The organism is Rhodoferax sp. LB1P47 (assembly GCF_056521445.1).
In genome coordinates this window covers 62,017-82,986 of the sequence record NZ_JBWMAU010000009.1, presented here as the reverse complement: position 1 = coordinate 82,986, position 20,970 = coordinate 62,017, and the positions used below count along the sequence as shown (strand labels likewise).

The following is a 20,970-nucleotide window of genomic DNA, read 5'->3' as shown; positions in this document are numbered from 1 at the left end:
GGGGACGGTGTTATTTGAACGATGGCAAATGGAACTTCGGTGGCACGCCCATGCGGGTGTTGATGAGCCACTGCTGGGCAATCGACAAGATGTTATTGGTAATCCAGTACATCACCAGCCCGGCCGGAAAGAAGAAGAACATCACCGAGAACGCCAGTGGCATAAACCACATCATTTTGGCTTGCAGCGGATCCGGTGGCGCGGGATTCAGCGAGGTTTGCAGCATGGTGGTCATGGCCATCAGTACCGGTAAAACATAAAACGGATCGGGCGATGACAGGTCGTGGATCCACATGGCCCAAGGCGCATTGCGCATTTCCACGCTGGACAGCAGCACCCAGTACAGGGCCATGAACACCGGAATCTGAACCATGATGGGGAAGCAGCCACCCATTGGGTTGATCTTTTCTTCACGGTAGATCTTCATCATGGCCTGCTGCATTTCGGCGGGCTTGTCTTTCAGGCGCTCGCGCATTTCGGTGATGCGCGGGTTGACCGCCTTCATCTTGGCCATGCTGGAATAGGCCTTGGCATTGAGCCAGTAGAAAGCAATTTTCAACAGCAGCACTAGGGCCACGATGGACCAACCCCAGTTTTTCAAGACGCTGTGGATTTGGTCCAGCAGCCAGTACAGCGGTTCGGCCAAAATTTTGACCCAGCCGTAATCCTTCACCAGCTCCAGGCCGGGGGTCAGCGTCTCCAGTAGTTTTTCGAGCTGCGGGCCCACGAACATGCGGGCTTCCAGCGACTTGCTGGTACCGGGAGCGATGTCGTTCACCGGCGTGATCATGCCCGCCGCGTACAAGTTGGTATCAACCTTGCGCATGAACAGATCGCGATGGATGCCGTCACCCAGCAGCCAGGCGCTGGCAAAGTAGTGCTGCACCATCGCTACATAGCCGGTGGTGGCGGTCTTCTCGATATCTACCTTGTTTTCTTCGATGGCTTTGAATTCGACCTTTTGGTACTTCATGGCATCGGTGTAAACAGCTGGGCCGGTGAAGGTGGAATAGAACGACGACTCACCTGGCGGCTTGTTGCCGTCACGCACCAGCTGCAAGTACAACTGGGGGGATACAGCGGTTGTGCCGACGTTTTGCACTTCGTGTTTGACGTTGATCACATAGGCTCCACGGGCCAACGTATAGGTCTTGACCAGCTTCACACCGCCAACCGCTGGCGATTCAAAGCGGACCACTAATTCGTTCATACCGTCCTGCAAGCTGCGCTCGCCGGGCACCAAAGTCATCAGCGTCTTGTGGCTGGGCAGGGCCGCACCGCCGACCGAGCCGACACCGGCAATTAAACCGGTCTGGGCTTGGTAATAGCGGTCTTTGCTGTCGTCGAGCAAGACAAAGTTCTTCGCCGTGTCGAACATATCCACCTGGCCCAGCAACTCGGAGCGCACCAGGGAGCCGCCTTCGGTGTCAAAGGTCAGCTTCAACAGGTCAGAAGTTACTACCACTTGTTCTTTGGCGGCGGCAGGCGCAGCCAGATCCACCGGCACCTGGGCCACACCAGCGGCGGGGGCTGCTACGAGTGCGGGCACCGACGAGGCTCCGGCGACCGGTTTTCCCGCTGCGGCCTGCTCAACAGGCACGGGGAAGAAGGTTGCTTTATGGCCGTTGAAAACTTGCCATTTGTCCCACAGCAGCACCATAGAAAAACCAAAAATCACCCACAGGATGGTTCGGCGAATATCGTTCATGAAGACTTCTTATGTGAAGAGGAGGAAAGCAAGGGAGAGAAAAGCCGGGGTCGCTCATGCGGTGGCAGGTCGAGCCCACCATCGCACCAGGGGTGGCAGCGCGCCAGCCGCCGTAGTGTCAAATAAGAACCCGCTGCCGCACCATGCCGCTCTAACACCGCCAATGCGTACACCGAGCAAGTGGGCTCAAAACGGCACGCCGAACCCAGCCACGGGCTGAGCAGCAATCGGTAGCCGCGCACCACCCCCATCAACAGGGATTGCATCATGGAGCAGGCTCCACTTTAGTGACGGCCATGCCAAACAATTGCTCCAGCTCGGTGCGTACCGCCAGCTTGAGGGTTTCAGACGTAGCGCTGATAAACAGCTTGCGGTCAAACACACCCCGCAGACGCACCACGTGGGCCGCTTGCGGAAAGCGCGGCTCAAAAGCCTGAACCACTTGGTAGATCTGGCGCTTGATGGCATTGCGGGTCACCGCCCGTTTGGCCCAGCGTTTGGGTGCCATAGCACCTACCCACACGTCCTGAACGCCAAACAGAGCCTGCGGTCGCATGGACTCGGGCTCTGTAGGAGGAGTGGATTTAGCAGTGGTTTTGGGTGGCACGGGTAGTGCATCCAAAGCAGCACGGTGCAACGCGAAATGCGGTGTCCGGGCCACGGTCTTACCCGCTAAAACGGCCTGAAACTGCGCCCGCGTTTTAAGTCGCTGCACGGCAGGTTTCAGACCGAAGTCAGTGCGCCAGCTTAGACAGCCAGACGCTTGCGGCCTTTGGCGCGGCGTGCGTTGATGACAGCACGGCCGCCACGGGTTTTCATGCGGACCATGAAACCATGGGTACGGGCACGCTTGATTTTCGACGGTTGGTAAGTGCGTTTCATGATGACATCCTAGAAGAGTTCGGATTGGCGCCGCTTGTTGATGCGTTGCCAAAAATGGGGGGCGGTTGAATGCCCTTTTGATGGACCCTGAAGCTGGGGACTAAGCGTTACCTTCAGGTGGTCACACAAAGCCCGGTACACCCATCTGTTCGATACCCCAAAGCCCTCACTTACGCGAGGCCCGGAAACTGTCTAGATGAATTTAGTCAGGGAAACCCGGCATTATGGCAAATTTTTTGGCGCGTGGCAAGAGTTCTCTCGGCGGGGCGTATGCCAAGGCAGCGGGTTGGCCACTCACTGGAAATTGTGGATAAGGGCGGGACAAACTACAATGGCGGGTTCGCCGATCCCTCATTTATCCACAGAAGTAGACACCGCCCACAATGACAGAGGGAATCCCCACCAACACTGGCGCAGGCCACAGTTTATGGCAAGCCTGCGCAGAGCAGTTGGCCCAAGAACTGCCCGAGCAGCAGTTCAACACCTGGATCAAGCCCTTGGTGGCACAGGTCAATGACGACTTCTCTAAGGTCACTTTATTTGTTGCCAACCGCTTCAAGCTGGACTGGATCCGTGCGCAGTACGTCAGCCGTATCAGTGCCTTGCTGGAGAAACTTTACGGCCAAACTATTCCACTTGAGTTAGTCCTTACTCCTCGTGAGGCGCAAGTAAGGACACACGCTACGGTTTTGGTTCCGCAAGGTGTGGGCAGCACGCCAGACCCGGTTCCTGCCAGCGAAGACCCGGCCCAGGCGCAATTCAAAAACCGCCTGAACACCGCGCTGACCTTTGACACGCTGGTCGAGGGCACGGCTAACCGCATGGCCCGGGCCGCCGCCATGCATGTTTCCGGCACGCCTGGCCAGCTCTACAACCCGCTGTTTATCTACGGCGGCGTGGGCTTGGGCAAGACCCATTTGATGCACGCCGTGGGCAACCGTTTGCTGGCTGACCGGCCCGATGCCAAAGTTCTCTACATCCATGCAGAGCAGTTCGTCTCGGATGTGGTTAAAGCCTACCAGCGCAAGACTTTTGACGAATTCAAAGAGCGTTACCACTCGCTGGATCTGTTGCTGATTGACGACGTGCAGTTCTTCGCCAACAAGGACCGCACGCAAGAAGAGTTCTTCAACGCCTTCGAGGCGCTGCTGACCAAGAAGTCGCACATCGTGATGACCAGCGACACCTATCCCAAGGGCTTGGCCGACATCCACGAGCGGCTGGTGTCGCGCTTTGACTCCGGGCTGACGGTGGCCATAGAGCCGCCCGAGCTGGAGATGCGGGTGGCGATTTTGATCAACAAATCGCGCGCCGAGGGCACCGAAATGCCCGAAGAAGTGGCCTTTTTTGTGGCCAAAAACGTGCGCTCCAACGTACGCGAACTCGAAGGCGCGCTGCGCAAATGCCTGGCCTATTCGCGTTTCAACCAGAAAGAAATGTCGATCCAGCTGGCCCGCGAAGCCTTGCGTGACTTGTTGTCGATCCAGAATCGGCAGATTTCGGTGGAAAACATCCAGAAGACGGTGGCCGACTATTACAAGATAAAGGTCGCCGATATGTACTCCAAGAAGCGCCCGGCCAGCATTGCCCGGCCGCGCCAGATTGCGATGTACCTGGCCAAGGAGCTGACGCAAAAAAGCCTGCCCGAAATCGGCGAATTGTTCGGCGGCCGCGACCACACCACGGTGCTGCACGCCGTGCGCAAAATTGGCGGCGAACGCCAGCAGCTCACCGAGCTGAACCAGCAACTGCACGTGCTGGAGCAAACCTTGAAGGGTTAACGTGAAACAACTTTCATGGCTCGGGGTGCTCTGCACCCGAGTCCATGAAAGTTAATAAACCGGGTTGTAAAAACAGGGAAAATCAGGCCTGCCGGTATTTTCCAAAAAGCTTGTTTCTAAAAAGTATGGGGTTGACATGATCGTTTTGAAGGCTACTCAAAGCAAGGTTCTCGCGGTGCTCCAGTCGGTCGCCGGAATTGTGGAGCGCAAGCACACCCTGCCGATTCTGGCCAATGTGATGTTGCGCAAAACCGGCAGTACGGTGCAGCTCACCACCAGCGACCTGGAAATCCAGATCCGCACCAGCGCCGAGCTGGATGGCGACGCAGGCGACTTCAGCACCACCGTCGGTGCCCGCAAGCTGATCGACATTCTGCGCACCATGCCGGCCGACCAGACCGTGTCGCTCGAATCCAGCCAAAACAAGCTGATCCTCAAAGGCGGCAAGAGCAAATTCACGCTGCAAACCCTGCCCGCCGAAGACTTTCCGCTGGTGCAAGAGGCGGCCAACTTTGGCCCGGTGTTTAGCGTGCCGCAAAAGACGTTGAAAGCCCTGCTGGGTCAGGTGTCGTTTGCGATGGCGGTGCACGACATCCGCTACTACCTGAACGGCATTTTGTTTGTGGCCGAAGGCAACCAGCTCAGCCTGGTGTCTACCGACGGCCACCGCCTGGCCTTTGCCTCGGCCGCGCTGGATGTGGAAGTGCCCAAGCAAGAGGTGATCTTGCCGCGCAAAACCGTGCTGGAAATGCAGCGTCTGCTGAGCGACGCCGAAGGCGCGATCGAGATGCAATTCGCCAGCAACCAGGCCAAGTTCAGCTTTGACGGCATGGAGTTCGTCACCAAGCTGGTCGAGGGCAAGTTCCCCGACTACAACCGCGTGATCCCCAAGACCCACCAGAACCACATCACCCTGGGCCGCCAGGCCTTCTTGTCCAGCCTGCAACGCACCGCGATTTTGACCAGCGACAAGTTCAAGGGCGTGCGCTTGAACGTCGATCCGGGCACCCTGCGCGTCGCGTCCAACAACGCCGAACAGGAAGAAGCTGTGGACGAGCTGGATGTGGACTACGGCGGCGACAGCATCGAGATTGGCTTCAATGTCACCTACCTGATCGACGCGCTGGCCAATATGCAGCAAGACATGGTCACCATCTCGCTGGGCGACAGCAACAGCTCGGCACTGCTGACCATTCCTGAGAACGAAAGCTTCAAATACGTCGTGATGCCGATGCGTATTTGATTGCTATAAAAATAATAGCTGCCTGCGCTTAATATATAAGCGCTAGAGGCATATTTCCTTTGTAAATTCAGTTTCGGGGGCACTGTCCCCCCACCTGCACCGCACGCCATGACCGAAGAAAACACGCCTGTCCCGACCCCTTCTGCCCCGACCGATGCCGAATCTATGGAAGCGGTGAACACGGGCGACAGCACGGCCGACAGCTCCAACTTCCAGCCCACCATCGACACCAACCAGGCCGGGGCTACCGAAGCCTATGGCGAAGGTTCGATCCAGATTCTGGAAGGCCTGGAGGCGGTACGCAAGCGCCCCGGCATGTACATCGGCGATACCTCGGACGGCACCGGCCTGCACCATTTGGTGTTTGAAGTGGTAGACAACTCCATCGACGAATCGCTGGCCGGCCACTGCGACGACATCTTGGTCACCATCCACTCCGACAACTCCATCAGCGTGGTGGACAACGGGCGCGGCATCCCCACCGGCATCAAGATGGACGACAAGCACGAGCCCAAACGCTCGGCCGCTGAAATCGCCCTGACCGAGCTGCACGCGGGCGGCAAGTTCAACCAGAACAGCTACAAGGTGTCGGGCGGCCTGCACGGCGTGGGCGTGAGCTGCGTGAATGCTTTGAGCAAAATGCTACGCCTGACCATCCGCCGCGACGGCAAAGTCCACGTGATGGAATTCAGCAAGGGCTTTGTGCAAAACCGCCTGCTGGAAACCGTGAACGGCGTGGAAGTCTCGCCCATGAAGGTTATCGGCGACACCGAAAAACGCGGCACCGAAGTGCACTTTGCGCCCGACCTGGAAATCTTCCAGACTAACTCCGACTTCCACTACGAAATCTTGAGCAAGCGCCTGCGCGAACTCAGCTTTTTGAACAACGGCGTGAAGATCCGCCTCAAAGACGAGCGCAGCGGCAAAGAAGACGACTTCTCGGGTGCGGGCGGTGTGAAGGGCTTTGTGAACTTCATCAACAAGGGCAAGACGGTGTTGAACCCCAACATCTTCCACGCCATGGGCGACCGCCAGAGCGACCAAAACACCAACATCGGCGTGGAAGTGGCGATGCAGTGGAACAGCGGCTACAACGAGCAAGTGCTGTGCTTCACCAACAACATTCCCCAGCGCGACGGCGGCACCCACCTGACCGGCCTGCGCGCCGCCATGACGCGGGTTATCAACAAGTACATCGACGACAGCGAACTGGCTAAAAAAGCCAAAGTCGAAGTCACCGGCGACGACATGCGTGAAGGCTTGACCTGCGTGCTCAGCGTAAAAGTGCCCGAGCCCAAATTCAGCAGCCAAACCAAAGACAAGCTCGTCAGCAGCGAAGTGCGCGGCCCGGTGGAAGACATCGTCAGCCGCCTGCTGCACGACTACCTGCAAGAGCGCCCGGCCGATGCCAAGATCATCGTCGGCAAAATCATCGAAGCCGCCCGCGCTAGAGAGGCCGCCCGCAAGGCCCGCGACATGACCCGCCGCAAAGGCGTGCTCGACGGCATGGGTCTGCCCGGAAAACTGGCCGACTGCCAGGAAAAAGACCCCGCCATGTGCGAGATCTACATCGTCGAGGGCGACTCCGCCGGTGGCTCCGCCAAGCAGGGCCGCGACCGTAAGTTCCAGGCCATCCTGCCGCTGCGCGGCAAGATTTTGAACGTGGAAAAAGCCCGCTACGAAAAGCTACTGACCAGCAACGAAATCTTGACGCTGATCACCGCCCTGGGCACCGGTATCGGCAAGGCCGGTGGCACCACCGGCAACGACGACTTCAACGTCGCCAAGCTGCGCTACCACCGCATCATCATCATGACCGACGCGGACGTGGACGGTGCGCACATCCGCACCCTGCTGCTCACCTTCTTCTACCGCCAAATGCCCGAACTGGTGGAGCGCGGCCACATCTACATCGCCCAGCCACCGCTGTACAAGGTCAAGGCCGGCAAGGAAGAGCTGTACCTGAAAGATGCCAGCGCCCTGGACGGCTTCCTGCTGCGCATCGCACTGGTGAATGCCTCGGTCTACACCGGTGGTGCCAACGGCACGACCCTGAGCGGCGACACCCTGGCCGAGCTGGCGCGCAAGCACCAACTGGCCCAGGCCGTCATCGCCCGCCTGCAAAACTTCATGGATGCCGAAGCCCTGCGCTCGGTGGCCGATGGCGTGGCGCTGAACCTGGACACCGTGGCCGATGCGGAAGTGTCCGCTGCCGCCTTGCAAGCTAGATTGCCCGATGCCGAAGTGGCGGGTGAGTTCGATGTGCGCACCGACAAGCCCATCCTGCGCATCAGCCGCCGCCACCACGGCAACATCAAGAGCAGTGTGCTTACGCAAGACTTCGTGCACGGCTCCGACTACGCCGCCCTGGCCGAAGCCGCCAACACCTTCAAAGATTTGCTCTCTGACGGTGCCAAGGTCATGCGCGGTGAAGGTGAGCGCCAGAAGGAAGAAAAGGTCAGCGACTTCCGCCAAGCGATGGCCTGGCTCATCGCCCAAGCCGAACATGCCACCAGCCGCCAGCGCTACAAGGGTCTGGGCGAAATGAACCCCGCCCAGCTCTGGGAAACCACGATGGACCCCACCGTGCGCCGCCTGCTGCGCGTGCAGATTGACGATGCGATCGAAGCCGACCGCGTGTTCACCATGCTGATGGGCGACGAGGTGGAGCCACGCCGCGAATTCATTGAAGCGAATGCGTTGCGGGCCGGAAATATCGACGTTTAACTAGCACGCAACCCCACACTGGGGTTGTGCCTACACCGCCTGCACCCAATCCCCGCCCAACGTCACCTCCGCCGAAGCAATCCGCGCCTCCACCGAGGTGCCCGCATGCACCTGGTAGTCCCCCGCCTCGGCTACCCAGGCGGCGCGGGCTACGTCATAGAACGCAAACGCCCGCATACCCAGCCGGAACCGGGCCGTGCCAGTCTCGCCTGCGGCCAAACTCAGCTTGGCAAAGCCTTTCAGCTCTTGCGCCGGGCGGGGCTGGCTGGCGCGGGTGTGGCCCACGTAGAGCTGCACCACGGTTTGCCCGGCGCGGCTGCCGACGTTGTGCACGTCCATCTCCACCAGCAGTTCGCCGCCGGGCTGTAACTCGGTGCTGGCCAGGCGCAGCGCGCCATAGCGAAATTGCGTGTACGACAGGCCGTGGCCGAAGGGGAATAGCGGGGCGATATTTTTCTGCTGGTAGTGCCGGTAGCCAATGAACACGCCTTCGTCGTACACCACGTGGCCGTCCACGCCGGGGTAGTGCAGGGGGTTGCCAAAACCCACCGTGTCCTCCAGCCCCACCGGCCAGGTTTGCGGCAGGCGGCCACCGGGTTCGGCCGCGCCCAGCAGCACGTCGGCGATGGCGTTGCCGCACTCTTGGCCGGGGTACCAGGCTTGCAGCACGGCGGGTATGTCGGCCAGCCATGGCAGGGCGACGGGGGAGCCGGTTTGCAACACCACCACGGTGCGCGGGTTGGCCGCCACCACCCGGGCGATCAGGGCGTTCTGGCTGTGCGGCAGGGTGATGCCGCTGCGGTCCAGGCCTTCGTTGTCCCACTCGGCGTTGAGCCCGGCAAACACCACGGCCACATCGGCTTGGGCGGCGGCTGCCACGGCGGCGGCAATGTCGGACTCGCCCAGCACGCGGTACGCGCCAAAGCGCAGGGCGTGGATGGGGGTGGACTCGGGCGTGCCGGTGCTGTACTCAATCACCACCTCGCACACCTCGCCCGGGGCCAGCATGCGGCTGTGGCGCACCTCGTTGCAGCCGAAGGTGAAGTAGGTGTCGCCCCGGCTCCAGCCGCTCCAGGCATCCACCGCCAGGTCGCCGTTGATGAAGGCCCGGCTCAGACCCGCGCTGGCCAGCGAGAACTGGTGCTCACCCGCCTCGGCGGCCACAAAGCGCAGCGTGGCGCGGGCCGAGAAGGCATCGGCCGTGACGGCTGCATCCACGGTGTCGATCCATAGCTGCTCGGTGTTGGGTACCGTTTGGCGGCAGACCACCGGGCCGCTGAAGTCCAGGCTGTTGAAAAATTCCAGCTGCATAGGCGCGTTCAGCACCGGCACGTAGCGGTGGATGTCGGCCCCGGCGTGGTGGGTGAAGGTGGTCCCCGGGCACTGCGCCTGCAAGGCCGCCAGCGGGGCGATGCGGTAGTGCGCGTTGACGGTGGCGCTGCCGCCGCCCATCGCCTGGGGCGTGACGGCGGCGATGCCGATCAGCGCCACGGTTTGGCCCGCTTTGGGAGCCAGCGGCAACAGGCCATCGTTCTTGAGCAGCACCGCGCCCTCAGCGCCCAGGCGGCGGATCAGCGCACGGTGGGCGGGCAGGTCGTCGGCACGTTCGGCGGGGATGCCGGGGTTGGCAAAGGCCCCCACGCGCTCAATGAGTTGCAGCACGCGGCGGGCGCAGGCGCGCACAGCATCGGCGGGCAGCAGGCCGTCTTTTACCGCCTGCACCAGCTTGGCACCGCGCTCCACCGCCGGGCCGGGCATTTCCAGGTCGCACCCGGCCAGCACGCCTTCTACCGTGCTGTGCAGGCCCATCCAGTCGGACATGACCAGGCCGGTAAAGCCCCATTCGTCGCGCAGTACCTGCTGCAGCAGACGCTGGTGGTCGGCAGCGTAAATGCCGTCCAGGCGGTTGTAGCCGGTCATCACGGCCATCACATGTGCCTCTTTGACGGCCCGCTCAAACGGCAGCAGGTACAGCTCGCGCAGGGCCCGCTCGGGGATGTCGGAGCTCATGGTCATGCGCTGGTATTCGCTGTCGTTGCCCACAAAGTGTTTGATGGTGGCGGCCACGCCGGTGCTTTGCACGCCGCGCACATAGGCCACGGCCAGCTCAGAGCTGAGCCAGGGGTCTTCGGAATGGCATTCGAAGTTGCGGCCATTCAGTACCGTGCGGTGCAGGTTGACGGTGGGGGCCAGCAGCACGCTGGCACCCTTTAACTTGGCCTCGGTGCCCAGGGCCGCGCCGGTTTGCTCGATCAGCGCCGGGTTCCAGGTGGAAGCCAGGGCGATGCCGACAGGGAAGCAGGCCGTCGTGGGGCCGTCTTTGAAGATCCCGCCGCGCGCGCCGTTGGGGCCATCGGTCACCTTGATGGCGGGCACGCCCAGGCGCGGCACGGGCACGGTGGTCCAGAAGTCGGCTCCGGCGAGCAGGCCCACCTGCTCCTCCAGCGTCATTTGGTCGAGCAGGGATTCGATGTGGGGGGTCATGGTGTGGTCTCTTGGGGTTGTTTAGATGCCGGGGTGCGGGCCGGGGCCCACCGATGCGCGCCACACCACCTGCGGTGCGAAGTCGCGCTGTACCGGTAGCGCCAGCCCGTAGCACTGGTTGAGCAGGTGGCGGCAGCTTTGCGCCCCCAACTGGGCGATAGGGATGTGCACGGTGGTCAGCGGCGGGGCGGTGTAGGTGGCCACATCGGTGTCGTCGTAGCCGATCACCGACACGTCCTGCGGCACCTGCAGCCCTGCCTGGGTGAAGCGCGAAATAGCCGCCATCGCCATCACGTCGTTGGCGCAAAACACGGCGGTGAAGCTGCGGTCCTTGCGTTTGAGCAGGCGGGTGGCGGCGGCGTGGCCGCTGGCAAAGGTGAAGCCGCCGTCCATGCGGTGGGCGGATGGGATGGTGATGCCGTGCTGCGCCAGCGCCGCATAAAAGCCCTGCATGCGTTGCGCGTTGTCGGGGGCGTCCAGCGCGCCCTGGATGGTGGCAATGGCACGGTGGCCTTGCGACAGCAGCGCCCGCGCCGCCAGCCGCCCGCCCAGGGCGTGGTCGGCATAAAACGCGCCCTCACCCAGGGCCGGGCTCTGGCGGTTGAGCAGCACCACGCGGGGAAAGCGCCGGTGCAGCGCCTGCAAATCGGCCTCTAGCAGGTGGTTGCTGAAGACCAGCATGCCGTCGCATTCGCGCTGCACCAAAAACTCCACGCCCTCCAGCGCCTGCTGGCGGGCATCGCCCTGGCCGCAGCCGCTGGCCACCACCATGTGGCGGCCCACGGCCCGCAATTCGGCATCGATGGCGTTCAGGATCGGGGAGATGAACGGTCCGCCGAATTCGGGTACGTACACGCCCACCATCCCCAGGGTTTTGAGCGACAGCGCCCGCGCCACGTTGGACGGCCGAAAGTCCAGCGCCTGCACCGCCGCCTGCACCTTGGCCACCGCATCGGCCGACACCGCACCCTTGCCCGATAGGGCCCGCGACGCCGTGCCCACGCCCACGCCCGCTAACTTTGCAACATCCTTGATGGTGGCCATTCGTCCTGCATTCTTATCTATGTGGAACCGGTTCCACAGTGGATGCGAAATTTACCACCCACCGCCGGGGACCGGGCACTGCGGAAAACCCTAGGGCGTGTGGATGGACCTGTCTGGCCCCTTCCCCCGCCGGGGGAAGGTTGGGATGGGGGCTGGAGCCCGGGGACAATAGTTCATATACGAAATAGGTCTCTAGCGCATATTAAATAAGCGCAAGTAGCTATAAAAAATAGAGCATTTCAAGCCGCTGCCCGCACCTGGCTCCGCGCCGCCTCGGTGTGCCGCACCGGTGGCAGGCCGAACAGGCGGCCGTACTCGCGGGTGAACTGGGGCACGCTCTCATAGCCCACCGCAAAGGCGGCGCTGCTGGCGCTCACGCCTTCAGACTGCATCAGCCGCCGCGCCTCGATCAGGCGGAGCTGCTTCTGGAATTGCAGCGGCGACAGCGAGGTGCTGCGGCGAAAGTGCTGGTGGAAAGACGACGGGCTCATCCCTGCCACCGCCGCCAGCCGCTCCACCGGCAGGGTCTGCGCAAAGTCGGCCCGCAGCACCGCCACCGCCCGTGCCACCCGGGGCGCGTGCCCGTCCGGCCAGCCCAGGCGGCGGATAGCGGCCCCGTGCCGCCCGGCCAGCAGCCAGTAGTGCAGCTCGCGCACCAACGGGGCTTGCAACACCGGCACGGCGGCCGGGCGCTCCAGCAGGCGCATCAGCCGCAGCGCTGCGTCGGCCACTTCCACTTCGGTGGCATCCACCCGCACCGGGGCATGGTCGGCCCCCGGCGCAGCGCCCATCTGCGCCGCCAGCTCGGCCACCACCGCCAAGTTCAGCGCCAGCACCAGCGACAGATAGGGCGCGGCGGCGCTGGCGCGGGTGATCTGGTTGACGGTGGGCACGTCGGCGGTGATCAGCAGCGAATCGCCCGCGCTGAACGCAAACGACTGCGCGCCCGTGGTCACCAGCTTGCTGCCCTGCACCACCAGGCACAGCATGGGCTGCGATACCGCGTGCATCAGCCCGCTGGGCTCGGTGGCGCGCGCCACGATCAGGCCGGGAATGGGCGTGGGGGCCAGCCCGCTGGGGTGGGGGTGGGCCTCGGCATAGCGGCCCACGGAGTGGAGGAGTGTGGTCATGCAGCAAGCGTATCCGGTTGCGCGGGTCTAAGGCCGGTTTTTGGAGGATCGGGCAAGCATCGCCGCGCAACAGGCAACCACGCCCCGCCCCCGCGCCAGACACTGAATGCCTCACACAACAGGAGCTTTCGTATGCAGAAAATCACCCTCATCACCGGGGCCAGCCGGGGCCTGGGCCGCAACACCGCCCTCAGCATTGCGCGGCGCGGTGGCGATGTCATCGTCACCTACCACAGCCGCAGTGCCGAGGCACAGGCCGTCGTCGCCGAAGTCCAGGCGCTGGGCCGCAAGGCGGTGGCTTTGCAGCTCGACACCGGCGTGGTCGGCACCTTCGCCGCCTTTGCCGATCAGTTGCGCACCGCCTTGCACACCACCTGGCAGCGCGACACGTTCGACCACCTGGTCAACAACGCGGGCCACGGCGAATTTGCGCCCTTCGCCAGCACCACCGAAGCGCAGTTCGACAGCCTGGTCAACGTGCACCTCAAGGGAGTGTTCTTCCTGACGCAAACCCTGCTGCCGCTGCTGGCCGATGGCGGGCGCATCGTCAACTTCTCTAGCGGGCTGACGCGCCTGAACTACCCCGGCTACGCCGCCTACGCCGCCATGAAGGGCGCGGTAGAGGTGCTTACCAACTACCTGGCCAAAGAGCTGGGCGCACGCGGCATTGCCGTCAACACCGTGGCCCCTGGCGCGATCGAAACCGACTTTGGCGGCGGCGCGGTGCGTGACACCCCGGCCATCAACCAGCACATCGCCCAGATCACCGCCCTGGGCCGCGTGGGCCTGCCCGACGACATTGGCCCCATGGTTGCCAGCCTGCTGGGCGAAGACAACCGCTGGGTCAACGCGCAGCGCATCGAGGTGTCGGGCGGGCAGGGGATCTGATCCGCACGGGGTATCTTGCTTTGTCTGCTTGATAAAAAGCATAGCTGCTTGCGCTTATAGCTGTAGCGCAAGCAGCCATTTTGGCTTCTTAATTTCCGCCAGGCCTAGGGAAAAATACATCGTAAATTACGAAGTGTCTTTATGGTTTAAGAATGTTTTTTACGAACGGTTGGGTTTTTAGAATTTCGCTTGTTCGCCGATCCTTTATCGGAAGGCAACACACCCTTGGTCTGAACGACCGCTTATCTATACCCATCCAGGAGCCAACATGCACATCATTGTGGAAACCCAAGGCGTAGACACCCAACAACTCAGCGCAGACAGCGACCAGCGGCTGCGTTTTGCCTTGCGCCGTATGGCCTGGCTCATCGACACCGTGCGGGTCAGCTTTCGCGATGCCAACGGCCCGCGCGGCGGTGTGGACAAGCAATGCCAGGTGCAACTGCACCTGCGCAACCGTGGCAGCATCGTGGTCAAAACCACGGCGAGCGACTGGGTTGCCGCGCTGCAAGCAGCCATTCGCCGCGCCGTCAGCCGCGTGGTCAAACATCTGCAGCAGTCTCGCCCGCAGCATGCCCAGCCCCTCAAGCGCCTGGCAATGGCCCGCACGGACCTAGGCACCAGCTCTTAAACATTTTTGCGTCAACGCAGCGGAGGACCAGCGTATGGAAACCATCGGAACCTGGTGGATGTGGGTCGGCTTTGCCGTCTTTGTGGTGGTAGCCATCGGTATCGATTTGTGGGTGATGGAGCGCCAGGGCGCGCACCAGGTCACCATGAAAGAGGCTGCCGGTTGGAGCCTGCTGTGGTTCTCGCTGGCCTTTGTGTTCGTGGCCCTGCTATGGGCTTACCTGGACTTTGACCAGGGGCGAGTGGTGGCCAACACCGTGTCGATGCAGTTCATCACCGGCTACCTGGTGGAGAAGAGCCTGTCGGTGGACAACATCTTTGTATTCCTGATGATCTTCAGCTACTTTGGCGTGCCTCCCCAGTACCAGAAGCGGGCGCTGATCACCGGCATCATCGGCGCCATCGTGCTGCGGGCCATCCTGATCCTGGCCGGTGCCTGGTTGCTGGCCACCTTCCACTGGCTGCTGTATGTGTTCGGCGCGTTCCTGGTGTTTACCGGTGCCAAGATGTGGCTGGCAGCGGGCAAGGAGCCCGATATTGCCCACAACCCGGTGCTGCGCTTTCTGCGTGGCCGCATGAAGATCGCCCCCCAGTTCGATGGCGAAAAACTGACCACGCTGGTCAACGGCGTAAAGCACTACACCCCGATGTTCGTGGTGCTGGTATTGATTGGCACTACCGACCTGATCTTTGCCGTAGACAGCATCCCGGCTATCTTCGCCATTACCAGCGACCCGTTCATCGTGCTCACCGCCAACATTTTTGCCATTCTGGGCCTGCGCGCGCTGTACTTTTTGCTGGCTGACCTGGCGGACCGCTTCCACCTGCTGGCCTACGGCCTGGCGCTGGTGCTGGTCTTCATTGGCGGCAAAATGCTGCTGATTGACCTGGTCAAAATTCCGATTGGCTATGCCTTGCTGGTCACGGCAGCGCTGATTGCGGCCTCCATCGTGGCCTCGCTGGTCACCTCACGCAAACCTGGACCCCCCGCACACTGATGCTCAGCTACTCCCAAAGACTACGCCACTGGCTACGCGGACTGGAGCCCAAGGTGCTGGCCCACCTGCACGGCCCCATGCTAGAGCGGGCCAAGCCCTGGCTGGACCGGCACGACGTGTTCGACTTCAACCGCCGTCCGCTGGCCCTGGGTGTCGCCATTGGGATGTTTTGCGGCCTGATCCCCGGGCCGCTACAGGTGCCTGCTACCTTTGTGCTGTGCGCCTGGCTGCGCGGCAACGCGATTGCGGGCGCGCTGGCCACCTGCTACACCAACCCGCTCACTATCGTGCCGCTGTACGTGCTGGCTTTCCAGCTTGGGCAGTGGGTGCTGCCCGGCACCTATACCTTGCCGCCGCTGCCCAGCATGGGCGCCGACTGGATGCAAGGCATGCTGGCTTGGGCGCAGGCTATGGGCTGGCCGCTGCTGGTCGGCCTGCCGCTGATGGGCGCAGGCTTCGCCGCCATCGCCTATGCCACCATGCAGACCCTGTGGCTGACCCCGGCCATCAAGCGCGCCTGGCAGCTGGCCATGCGGGCGCGCCGACGTAGATGATTTTGCTAAAAGTATCTATTCAATAAATAAGTTAAGTTATTGAATTAATTAAGAATATTGAATAATTTATCTATTCAATCATAGATGCTTTTATGGCATCGCTCACCCCCCAAATCCTGCAAACGCTGCGCCAGTACGGCAGCGTGGTGTCGGCAGCCGAGCTGCAAGCCGCCCAGGGCGTCAGCCAGCCCACGGGGTCGCGGGCGCTGGCCCCGCTGGCCAGTGGCGCGGTGCGGGCCACCTGGAGCGCGAAACCTTTGATGCGTTTTTGCAGCTACCGGCCCCGCAGCGCAAGCTGATCCGTGAGGTGATCTTGACCTTTGCCAAGGTGCATGCCGAAGACGCACCTTGATTTTTATATGCCAAATTGGCCTCTGGCGCATATATCACCTGCGCTAGCAGCTACGATTTAAGTAGCGCCCACGCACACCCGCAGCACTTCTTCCCCATAGGCTTCCAGCTTTTTGGCACCGATGCCGCTCACGCCCTCCAGGTCGCCCAGGCTGCGCGGTTGGATGGCGGCAATCGCGGCCAGGGTGGCGTCGTGGAAGATCACGTAGGCGGGCAGGTTGTGCTCGCGGGCGACTTCGGCGCGCCAGGCTTTCAGGGCGGTGAAGCGGGTTTGGGCGGTGTCGTCCAGGGAGGCCACCACGGCCGATTTGGCAGCGGACTTGGCGCTGGATTTCTCTCGCCGGGGTTTGCCCTGCGCCGGGCCGGATACCGAGGCCCGCAGCATCAGCGGCACCTCGCCCTTAAGCACCGCGCGCGAGCCTTCGGTGAGGCACAGCGTGTTGTAGGCCGCCGCGTCCACCGCCACCGCGCCAATGGCGATCAGCTGGCGCAGCACGCCGCGCAACTGCACTTCGCTGTACTCCGCGCCCAGGCCAAAGGTGCTGAGGGTGCTGTGGTTGAACTGGTTCACCTTGTCGGTGGTTTTACCGCGCAGGATGTCCATGATGTGGCCCGCGCCAAAGCCGATGCCGCTCATCTGCCCGATGCGGTACACGGTGGACAGCAGCTTGCGCGCCGCCTCGGTGCCATCCCACACCTGCGGCGGCTCTAAACAGTTGTCGCAGTTACCGCAGGGGGCGGACTTTTCACCGAAGTACGCCAGCAGCCGCACCCGGCGGCAATCGGTCGCCTCGGCCAGGCCCAGCAGCGCATCCAGCTTGCCGCGCATCACCTGCTTGAATTCTTCGCTGGCCGGGCTCTCGTCGATCATGCGGCGCTGGTTGACCACGTCTTGCAGGCCGTAGACCATCCACGCGGCAGCGGGCAGGCCGTCGCGCCCGCCACGGCCGGTTTCCTGGTAGTAGCCCTCGATGTTTTTAGGCATGTCCAGGTGCGCCACAAAGCGCACGTCGGGTTTGTCGATGCCCATGCCAAAGGCGATGGTGGCCACCATCACGATGCCCTCTTCGCGCAGAAAGCGGTCCTGGTGGGTTTGGCGCAGTTTGGTGTCCAGCCCGGCGTGGTACGGCAGGGCGTTGATGCCGTTTTCGCACAGCGTCTGGGCCACTTCTTCCACCCGCTTGCGCGACTGGCAGTACACCACCCCGGCGTCTTGGAAGTCGGCCCCGGCGTGCTCGCGCTGGATGAAGCGCAGCAGCTGCTGGGTGGCCTCTTTCTTCTCGACGATGGTGTAGCGGATGTTGGGCCGGTCAAAGCTGCTGACGAAGTGCTGGGCCTCTTCCAGTTGCAGCCGCTCCACGATGTCGGCCCGGGTCAGCGCGTCGGCCGTGGCGGTGAGCGCAATGCGCGGCACGCTGGCATAGCGCTGGTGCAGCACCGTCAGCGCCCGGTATTCGGGCCGGAAGTCGTGGCCCCACTGGCTCACGCAATGCACCTCGTCAATCGCAAACAGGCTCAGCTGGCCGCGCGCCAGCAGCTCGTCCAGCTGGTCCAGAAAGCGCGGCGTATTGATGCGCTCGGGCGCGGCGTAGAGCATGGTGATCTCGCCCCGCATCAGGCGGCGCTCCACGTCCAGCGCCTCGGCAAAACTCAGCGTGGAATTGAGGAACGCGGCCTTCACCCCCGCCTCATGCAGCGCCCCCACCTGGTCGTGCATCAGCGCAATCAGCGGCGAGATCACGATGGTGATGCCCTGCCCGTTCATCTGCCGCGCAATCGCCGGAATCTGGTAACACAGCGACTTGCCGCCGCCGGTCGGCATCAGCACCAGCGCATCGCCCCCGGCCACCACATGCTCGACGATGGCCTGTTGCGGACCACGAAACTGCTCGTAGCCAAAGGTTTTACGCAGGATTTCGAGGGGGGACGAGGACAATTGGGTGCTCTGTAATTTGTAGCTGCTTGCGCAGGTGCTATATGCGCTAGAGGCCTATTTGACGTGTAAACCAACGCAGGGCTGGTGGTAGGGGGCTATTGTGCCCGGGCTGGTGGGCGTTGCAGCCGGGCTATAGGGGCCCGTTGTTTTGGACTGCTGCTTTGCACATGAGGTCAACGCGCGACCTCAAGCTGCGGCGCAAGGGCGGTCTCAAAAAAGGCAATTCAATCGCTGCCGCGAGTTAATAAATACTGCGTTAAGAAAAAAACGACACACCCTGTCGTTGTCGCCCTCAATACTCCGCTTCGTCATTAACTTATGAAACAGGAACGGACTATGTTTTGGATCGCACTCACGGTATTTGGTCTAGCCTCGGCCTTGGTGAAATTTGGCGCGTATTCGGCTTCGCTCAGCATTCTGGTCGCAGCTTTCAAGCTTGCAATTTTCGTCGTGGCCGTGTTGCTCATCGTTCTCATCTGGAAAAAATGTGTGAAAAATTGAATTCGACGGCAATACAGAAGGCACCTGCAATATTGAAAGGGATGCCGGTCTTTCTGCAATTTGCACCTACCGGCAGATGGGGTGGATGGTTTACAGTGATCCGTTTCAAAAGCACGTCCTTTGGCGGATTCGCGGTATCCGTATGTGGCCAATCAATGGTCGAAGATTCAAAAATTTAGAAATTGGAGAAATATGCTGCTTGGACTTGCAACAGGGATGGCTGGTAGTGCCGCACTCAAGGGTATGACGAAGGTCATCTACGGTATCTATGGGGCAACCGGCCCCATCAATGCATTCTTTGATGGGCATATCGGGACATTGAAGGCCTCCGACAACGAGATGATCTCGCAGACGGGAAAAGTCATGGACGGTGCCAAGATGGGCTTCGGTATCGGGTACATGAGCTCCGTTATCGTCATCGCGCTGGGTCAACATTTGCTGGGAAATACCCTTTCCGCCGTTGTGACGCTCGGTACGGCGGCCACTTTCACGAATCCAGTTGCGATGACCTGCGCGGCAGTCGGCGCCATCTATTACGGATGGAATGCGTTAGGAGCAGCCCAGAAAGACGCGATTCTTGACAGCATCACGCGCGGCCTGGAGATCGGCGTCGAGCTCATCAAATCGGTCGTCCAGTTTTTGATTTCTAAAACCAAGGAGCTCATGAGTTCGCAGAGCTTGGCGGAATTCAAGGCACTCGTCCGCGAATATGCGGGCCGATTTGGAAAAACGCTGTATGACGTGACCGGAAAAATGTCGGACTACGTCACTGTCGCCGCCGAAAAGGCGGGCGAGCTCACCAAAATCGCGGGGGACACTGCGGCGACAGTCATTGGCAATACTTCCTCTGCGGTGAAGGTGGCCATGGACAAGACCAGTGCGGCTGCGGAAGCAGTGGCGGATACGACTTCGTTGGCGTTGAGAGGCGCGTACCGGACAACCGGTGATGCGGCATCGAACCTGGCCGACTCAGCAAAGCAGGCATTGGGTTGGAAGAAGACCCCGGACGCGGCCCCAGACAATATGACGTCACTGAAATAAGCCTTTTCCTAAAGTAGGCCCACTTCAGACCCGCGAACCAACGTTTTCTATGCCTGCTGCCAAACATGACACGCTGGGACGTCGCTTGGCGATGATGCTTACGAAGCTGAACCAGGGTGAATCCTTGGAACCCAAGGCGCTTGCGCAAGAGTTCAACGTCAATGTTCGGACCATTCAGCGCGACCTCCACGAGCGTTTTAGTTACCTGCCGATAGAACAATTACATGGCACATATCGGCTCAAACCGGCCTATTTAGGTAGGCTGAATCTGAAGGATGTGGAGCATTTTGCTGGCTTGGTCGGCGTCAAGGGACTGTTTCCCGTGCTGTCCGAGGACTTCTTGCGTGAACGGCTTGGCACTCGCGTGCAATCTGGGTTTTTGGTGAAGGGGCATCACTACGAAGACTTGCGGGGGAAAGAGCATGGCTTCAAGCTGTTGGAACAGGCCATCGTGGCACATCGGACGGTGGAGTTTGAATACCAAGTCGCAGAGGGCTTGAAATGCTATGCGGTTGAGCCGTACAAGCTCATCAACAATAAAGGGGTTTGGTATCTCGCAGCCAAGCACCGCGATAAATTGAAGACGTTTTCATTCTCGAAAATGGAACGGCTGGCGCTCAACGCTTCTGTATTCGTCCATAACCCAGCGGTGGACGCCCAATTAATGGCGGAAGACGGAGTCTGGGTCAGCGACACTTCTATAGAAATTGTGTTGCGGGTCAACAAAGCAGCAGCAGGCTATTTCAAACGTCGAAAGCTGGTGGCTAATCAAAAAATTGAACGAGAACTGGCCGATGGCAGTCTCATTTTGTCAGCCAAGGTGGGTCATGTGAACCAGGTTTTTCCGATAGTCCGTTATTGGATTCCAAACGTTCAGATTGTCTCCCCTGAAGGGTTGCAAGATGATCTGGAGAGCACTCTTCGCTCCTATCTGAATCTGACTTAATAGTCTGCGCGGCAGAAGTATTTCAAAATCCATCAAAATTTTTTGATCTCTCCGAATTGCCTACAAGCCGTGTTTGCACTCGGGGATGGTGCAGGCACCCGCTGGTTGACGCAATGCACCTCGTCA

General features: G+C 61.2%; 19 protein-coding genes. 11 read left to right on the top strand and 8 right to left on the bottom strand.

What is annotated here, in order from left to right:
• Nucleotides 1-10: 10 nt before the first annotated feature.
• Genes yidC through rpmH form a run of 4 tightly spaced genes read right to left on the bottom strand, consistent with a single transcriptional unit; the run spans nt 11 to nt 2,590 of the window.
• Nucleotides 11-1,708, bottom strand: a complete 1,698-nt coding sequence (yidC, locus tag AC0969_RS11910) for a membrane protein insertase YidC (RefSeq protein WP_479624357.1) — start codon at nt 1,706-1,708, stop codon at nt 11-13.
• Nucleotides 1,705-1,977: a membrane protein insertion efficiency factor YidD gene (gene yidD / locus AC0969_RS11905; protein WP_479624356.1), complete on the bottom strand. Its 273-nt coding sequence runs from the start codon at nt 1,975-1,977 to the stop codon at nt 1,705-1,707. Before yidD ends, yidC begins: the two co-directional genes overlap by 4 nt.
• Nucleotides 1,974-2,423, bottom strand: coding sequence for a ribonuclease P protein component (locus AC0969_RS11900; RefSeq protein WP_479624355.1), 450 nt, complete (start codon nt 2,421-2,423; stop codon nt 1,974-1,976). The genes yidD and AC0969_RS11900 overlap by 4 nt, the downstream gene beginning before the upstream one ends.
• 32 nt (nt 2,424-2,455) lie before the next feature.
• Nucleotides 2,456-2,590 carry a 50S ribosomal protein L34 gene (rpmH, locus tag AC0969_RS11895; protein ID WP_092757190.1) on the bottom strand — a complete coding sequence of 45 codons (135 nt, stop codon included), beginning with the start codon at nt 2,588-2,590 and terminating at the stop codon, nt 2,456-2,458.
• A 383-nt stretch (nt 2,591-2,973) separates the two neighbouring features.
• Here rpmH and dnaA point away from each other — a divergent pair, with 383 nt between their 5' ends.
• From dnaA to gyrB, 3 genes are all read left to right on the top strand, one after another.
• Nucleotides 2,974-4,371 (top strand): chromosomal replication initiator protein DnaA, encoded by a 1,398-nt coding sequence (dnaA, locus tag AC0969_RS11890; RefSeq protein WP_479624354.1) that lies wholly within the window; start codon nt 2,974-2,976, stop codon nt 4,369-4,371.
• Between the two features lie 136 nt (nt 4,372-4,507).
• A complete protein-coding gene (dnaN, locus tag AC0969_RS11885) occupies nt 4,508-5,614 on the top strand; it encodes a DNA polymerase III subunit beta (RefSeq protein ID WP_479624353.1) in 1,107 nt (368 codons plus the stop codon).
• 108 nt (nt 5,615-5,722) lie between these two features.
• A complete protein-coding gene (gene gyrB, locus AC0969_RS11880; RefSeq protein WP_479624352.1) occupies nt 5,723-8,341 on the top strand; it encodes a DNA topoisomerase (ATP-hydrolyzing) subunit B in 2,619 nt (872 codons plus the stop codon).
• Nucleotides 8,342-8,371: 30 nt separating this feature from the next.
• Here the strand turns inward: gyrB and AC0969_RS11875 are convergent, their stop codons facing one another.
• From AC0969_RS11875 to AC0969_RS11865, 3 genes are all read right to left on the bottom strand, one after another.
• Nucleotides 8,372-10,825, bottom strand: a complete 2,454-nt coding sequence (locus AC0969_RS11875; protein WP_479624351.1) for a glycoside hydrolase family 3 C-terminal domain-containing protein — start codon at nt 10,823-10,825, stop codon at nt 8,372-8,374.
• A gap of 21 nt (nt 10,826-10,846) precedes the next feature.
• Nucleotides 10,847-11,869 (bottom strand): LacI family DNA-binding transcriptional regulator, encoded by a 1,023-nt coding sequence (locus AC0969_RS11870; protein ID WP_479624350.1) that lies wholly within the window; start codon nt 11,867-11,869, stop codon nt 10,847-10,849.
• A 239-nt stretch (nt 11,870-12,108) separates the two neighbouring features.
• Entirely contained in the window at nt 12,109-12,999 is an 891-nt protein-coding gene (locus AC0969_RS11865; protein ID WP_479624349.1) for an AraC family transcriptional regulator, read from the bottom strand.
• Between the two features lie 132 nt (nt 13,000-13,131).
• Between AC0969_RS11865 and AC0969_RS11860 the strand changes: the two genes are divergently transcribed.
• From AC0969_RS11860 to AC0969_RS11840, 5 genes are all read left to right on the top strand, one after another.
• Nucleotides 13,132-13,887 carry an SDR family oxidoreductase gene (locus AC0969_RS11860; protein WP_479624348.1) on the top strand — a complete coding sequence of 252 codons (756 nt, stop codon included), beginning with the start codon at nt 13,132-13,134 and terminating at the stop codon, nt 13,885-13,887.
• A 268-nt stretch (nt 13,888-14,155) separates the two neighbouring features.
• Nucleotides 14,156-14,518 (top strand): HPF/RaiA family ribosome-associated protein, encoded by a 363-nt coding sequence (locus AC0969_RS11855; RefSeq protein ID WP_479624347.1) that lies wholly within the window; start codon nt 14,156-14,158, stop codon nt 14,516-14,518.
• A 34-nt stretch (nt 14,519-14,552) separates the two neighbouring features.
• Nucleotides 14,553-15,515, top strand: coding sequence for a TerC family protein (locus AC0969_RS11850; protein ID WP_479624346.1), 963 nt, complete (start codon nt 14,553-14,555; stop codon nt 15,513-15,515).
• Nucleotides 15,515-16,069, top strand: coding sequence for a DUF2062 domain-containing protein (locus AC0969_RS11845; protein WP_479624345.1), 555 nt, complete (start codon nt 15,515-15,517; stop codon nt 16,067-16,069). Before AC0969_RS11850 ends, AC0969_RS11845 begins: the two co-directional genes overlap by 1 nt.
• A gap of 92 nt (nt 16,070-16,161) precedes the next feature.
• Nucleotides 16,162-16,368 carry a hypothetical protein gene (locus AC0969_RS11840; protein WP_479624344.1) on the top strand — a complete coding sequence of 69 codons (207 nt, stop codon included), beginning with the start codon at nt 16,162-16,164 and terminating at the stop codon, nt 16,366-16,368.
• Between the two features lie 110 nt (nt 16,369-16,478).
• Here AC0969_RS11840 and recQ read toward each other — a convergent pair whose 3' ends face one another.
• The gene (gene recQ / locus AC0969_RS11835) at nt 16,479-18,356 is read right to left on the bottom strand and encodes a DNA helicase RecQ (RefSeq protein ID WP_479624343.1); all 1,878 of its coding nucleotides are present in this window, start codon (nt 18,354-18,356) and stop codon (nt 16,479-16,481) included.
• 336 nt (nt 18,357-18,692) lie between these two features.
• On the opposite strand from recQ, the gene AC0969_RS11830 reads away from it, so the two are divergent.
• The 3 genes from AC0969_RS11830 to AC0969_RS11820 all read left to right on the top strand — a co-directional run bounded on the left by AC0969_RS11830 (nt 18,693) and on the right by AC0969_RS11820 (nt 20,844).
• Nucleotides 18,693-18,857: a hypothetical protein gene (locus AC0969_RS11830; RefSeq protein WP_479624342.1), complete on the top strand. Its 165-nt coding sequence runs from the start codon at nt 18,693-18,695 to the stop codon at nt 18,855-18,857.
• A gap of 192 nt (nt 18,858-19,049) precedes the next feature.
• Complete coding sequence (locus AC0969_RS11825; protein WP_479624341.1) at nt 19,050-19,898, top strand: hypothetical protein; 849 nt, start codon at nt 19,050-19,052, stop codon at nt 19,896-19,898.
• A gap of 49 nt (nt 19,899-19,947) precedes the next feature.
• Nucleotides 19,948-20,844 (top strand): helix-turn-helix transcriptional regulator, encoded by an 897-nt coding sequence (locus AC0969_RS11820; protein WP_479624340.1) that lies wholly within the window; start codon nt 19,948-19,950, stop codon nt 20,842-20,844.
• Nucleotides 20,845-20,970: the final 126 nt, after the last annotated feature.

What these genes read in the sequence shown, in the direction of transcription:
- gyrB (WP_479624352.1), top strand. Translation starts at nt 5,723, where the DNA reads ATGACCGAAGAAAACACGCCTGTCCCGACCCCTTCTGCCCCGACCGAT.
- AC0969_RS11860 (WP_479624348.1), top strand. Translation starts at nt 13,132, where the DNA reads ATGCAGAAAATCACCCTCATCACCGGGGCCAGCCGGGGCCTGGGCCGC.
- AC0969_RS11820 (WP_479624340.1), top strand. Translation starts at nt 19,948, where the DNA reads ATGCCTGCTGCCAAACATGACACGCTGGGACGTCGCTTGGCGATGATG.
- AC0969_RS11875 (WP_479624351.1), bottom strand. Translation starts at nt 10,825, where the DNA reads ATGACCCCCCACATCGAATCCCTGCTCGACCAAATGACGCTGGAGGAG.
- AC0969_RS11830 (WP_479624342.1), top strand. Translation starts at nt 18,693, where the DNA reads ATGTTTTGGATCGCACTCACGGTATTTGGTCTAGCCTCGGCCTTGGTG.
- AC0969_RS11825 (WP_479624341.1), top strand. Translation starts at nt 19,050, where the DNA reads ATGCTGCTTGGACTTGCAACAGGGATGGCTGGTAGTGCCGCACTCAAG.
- AC0969_RS11855 (WP_479624347.1), top strand. Translation starts at nt 14,156, where the DNA reads ATGCACATCATTGTGGAAACCCAAGGCGTAGACACCCAACAACTCAGC.
- AC0969_RS11865 (WP_479624349.1), bottom strand. Translation starts at nt 12,999, where the DNA reads ATGACCACACTCCTCCACTCCGTGGGCCGCTATGCCGAGGCCCACCCC.
- rpmH (WP_092757190.1), bottom strand. Translation starts at nt 2,590, where the DNA reads ATGAAACGCACTTACCAACCGTCGAAAATCAAGCGTGCCCGTACCCAT.
- yidD (WP_479624356.1), bottom strand. Translation starts at nt 1,977, where the DNA reads ATGATGCAATCCCTGTTGATGGGGGTGGTGCGCGGCTACCGATTGCTG.
- dnaA (WP_479624354.1), top strand. Translation starts at nt 2,974, where the DNA reads ATGACAGAGGGAATCCCCACCAACACTGGCGCAGGCCACAGTTTATGG.
- AC0969_RS11845 (WP_479624345.1), top strand. Translation starts at nt 15,515, where the DNA reads ATGCTCAGCTACTCCCAAAGACTACGCCACTGGCTACGCGGACTGGAG.
- AC0969_RS11840 (WP_479624344.1), top strand. Translation starts at nt 16,162, where the DNA reads ATGGCATCGCTCACCCCCCAAATCCTGCAAACGCTGCGCCAGTACGGC.
- AC0969_RS11870 (WP_479624350.1), bottom strand. Translation starts at nt 11,869, where the DNA reads ATGGCCACCATCAAGGATGTTGCAAAGTTAGCGGGCGTGGGCGTGGGC.
- dnaN (WP_479624353.1), top strand. Translation starts at nt 4,508, where the DNA reads ATGATCGTTTTGAAGGCTACTCAAAGCAAGGTTCTCGCGGTGCTCCAG.
- yidC (WP_479624357.1), bottom strand. Translation starts at nt 1,708, where the DNA reads ATGAACGATATTCGCCGAACCATCCTGTGGGTGATTTTTGGTTTTTCT.
- AC0969_RS11850 (WP_479624346.1), top strand. Translation starts at nt 14,553, where the DNA reads ATGGAAACCATCGGAACCTGGTGGATGTGGGTCGGCTTTGCCGTCTTT.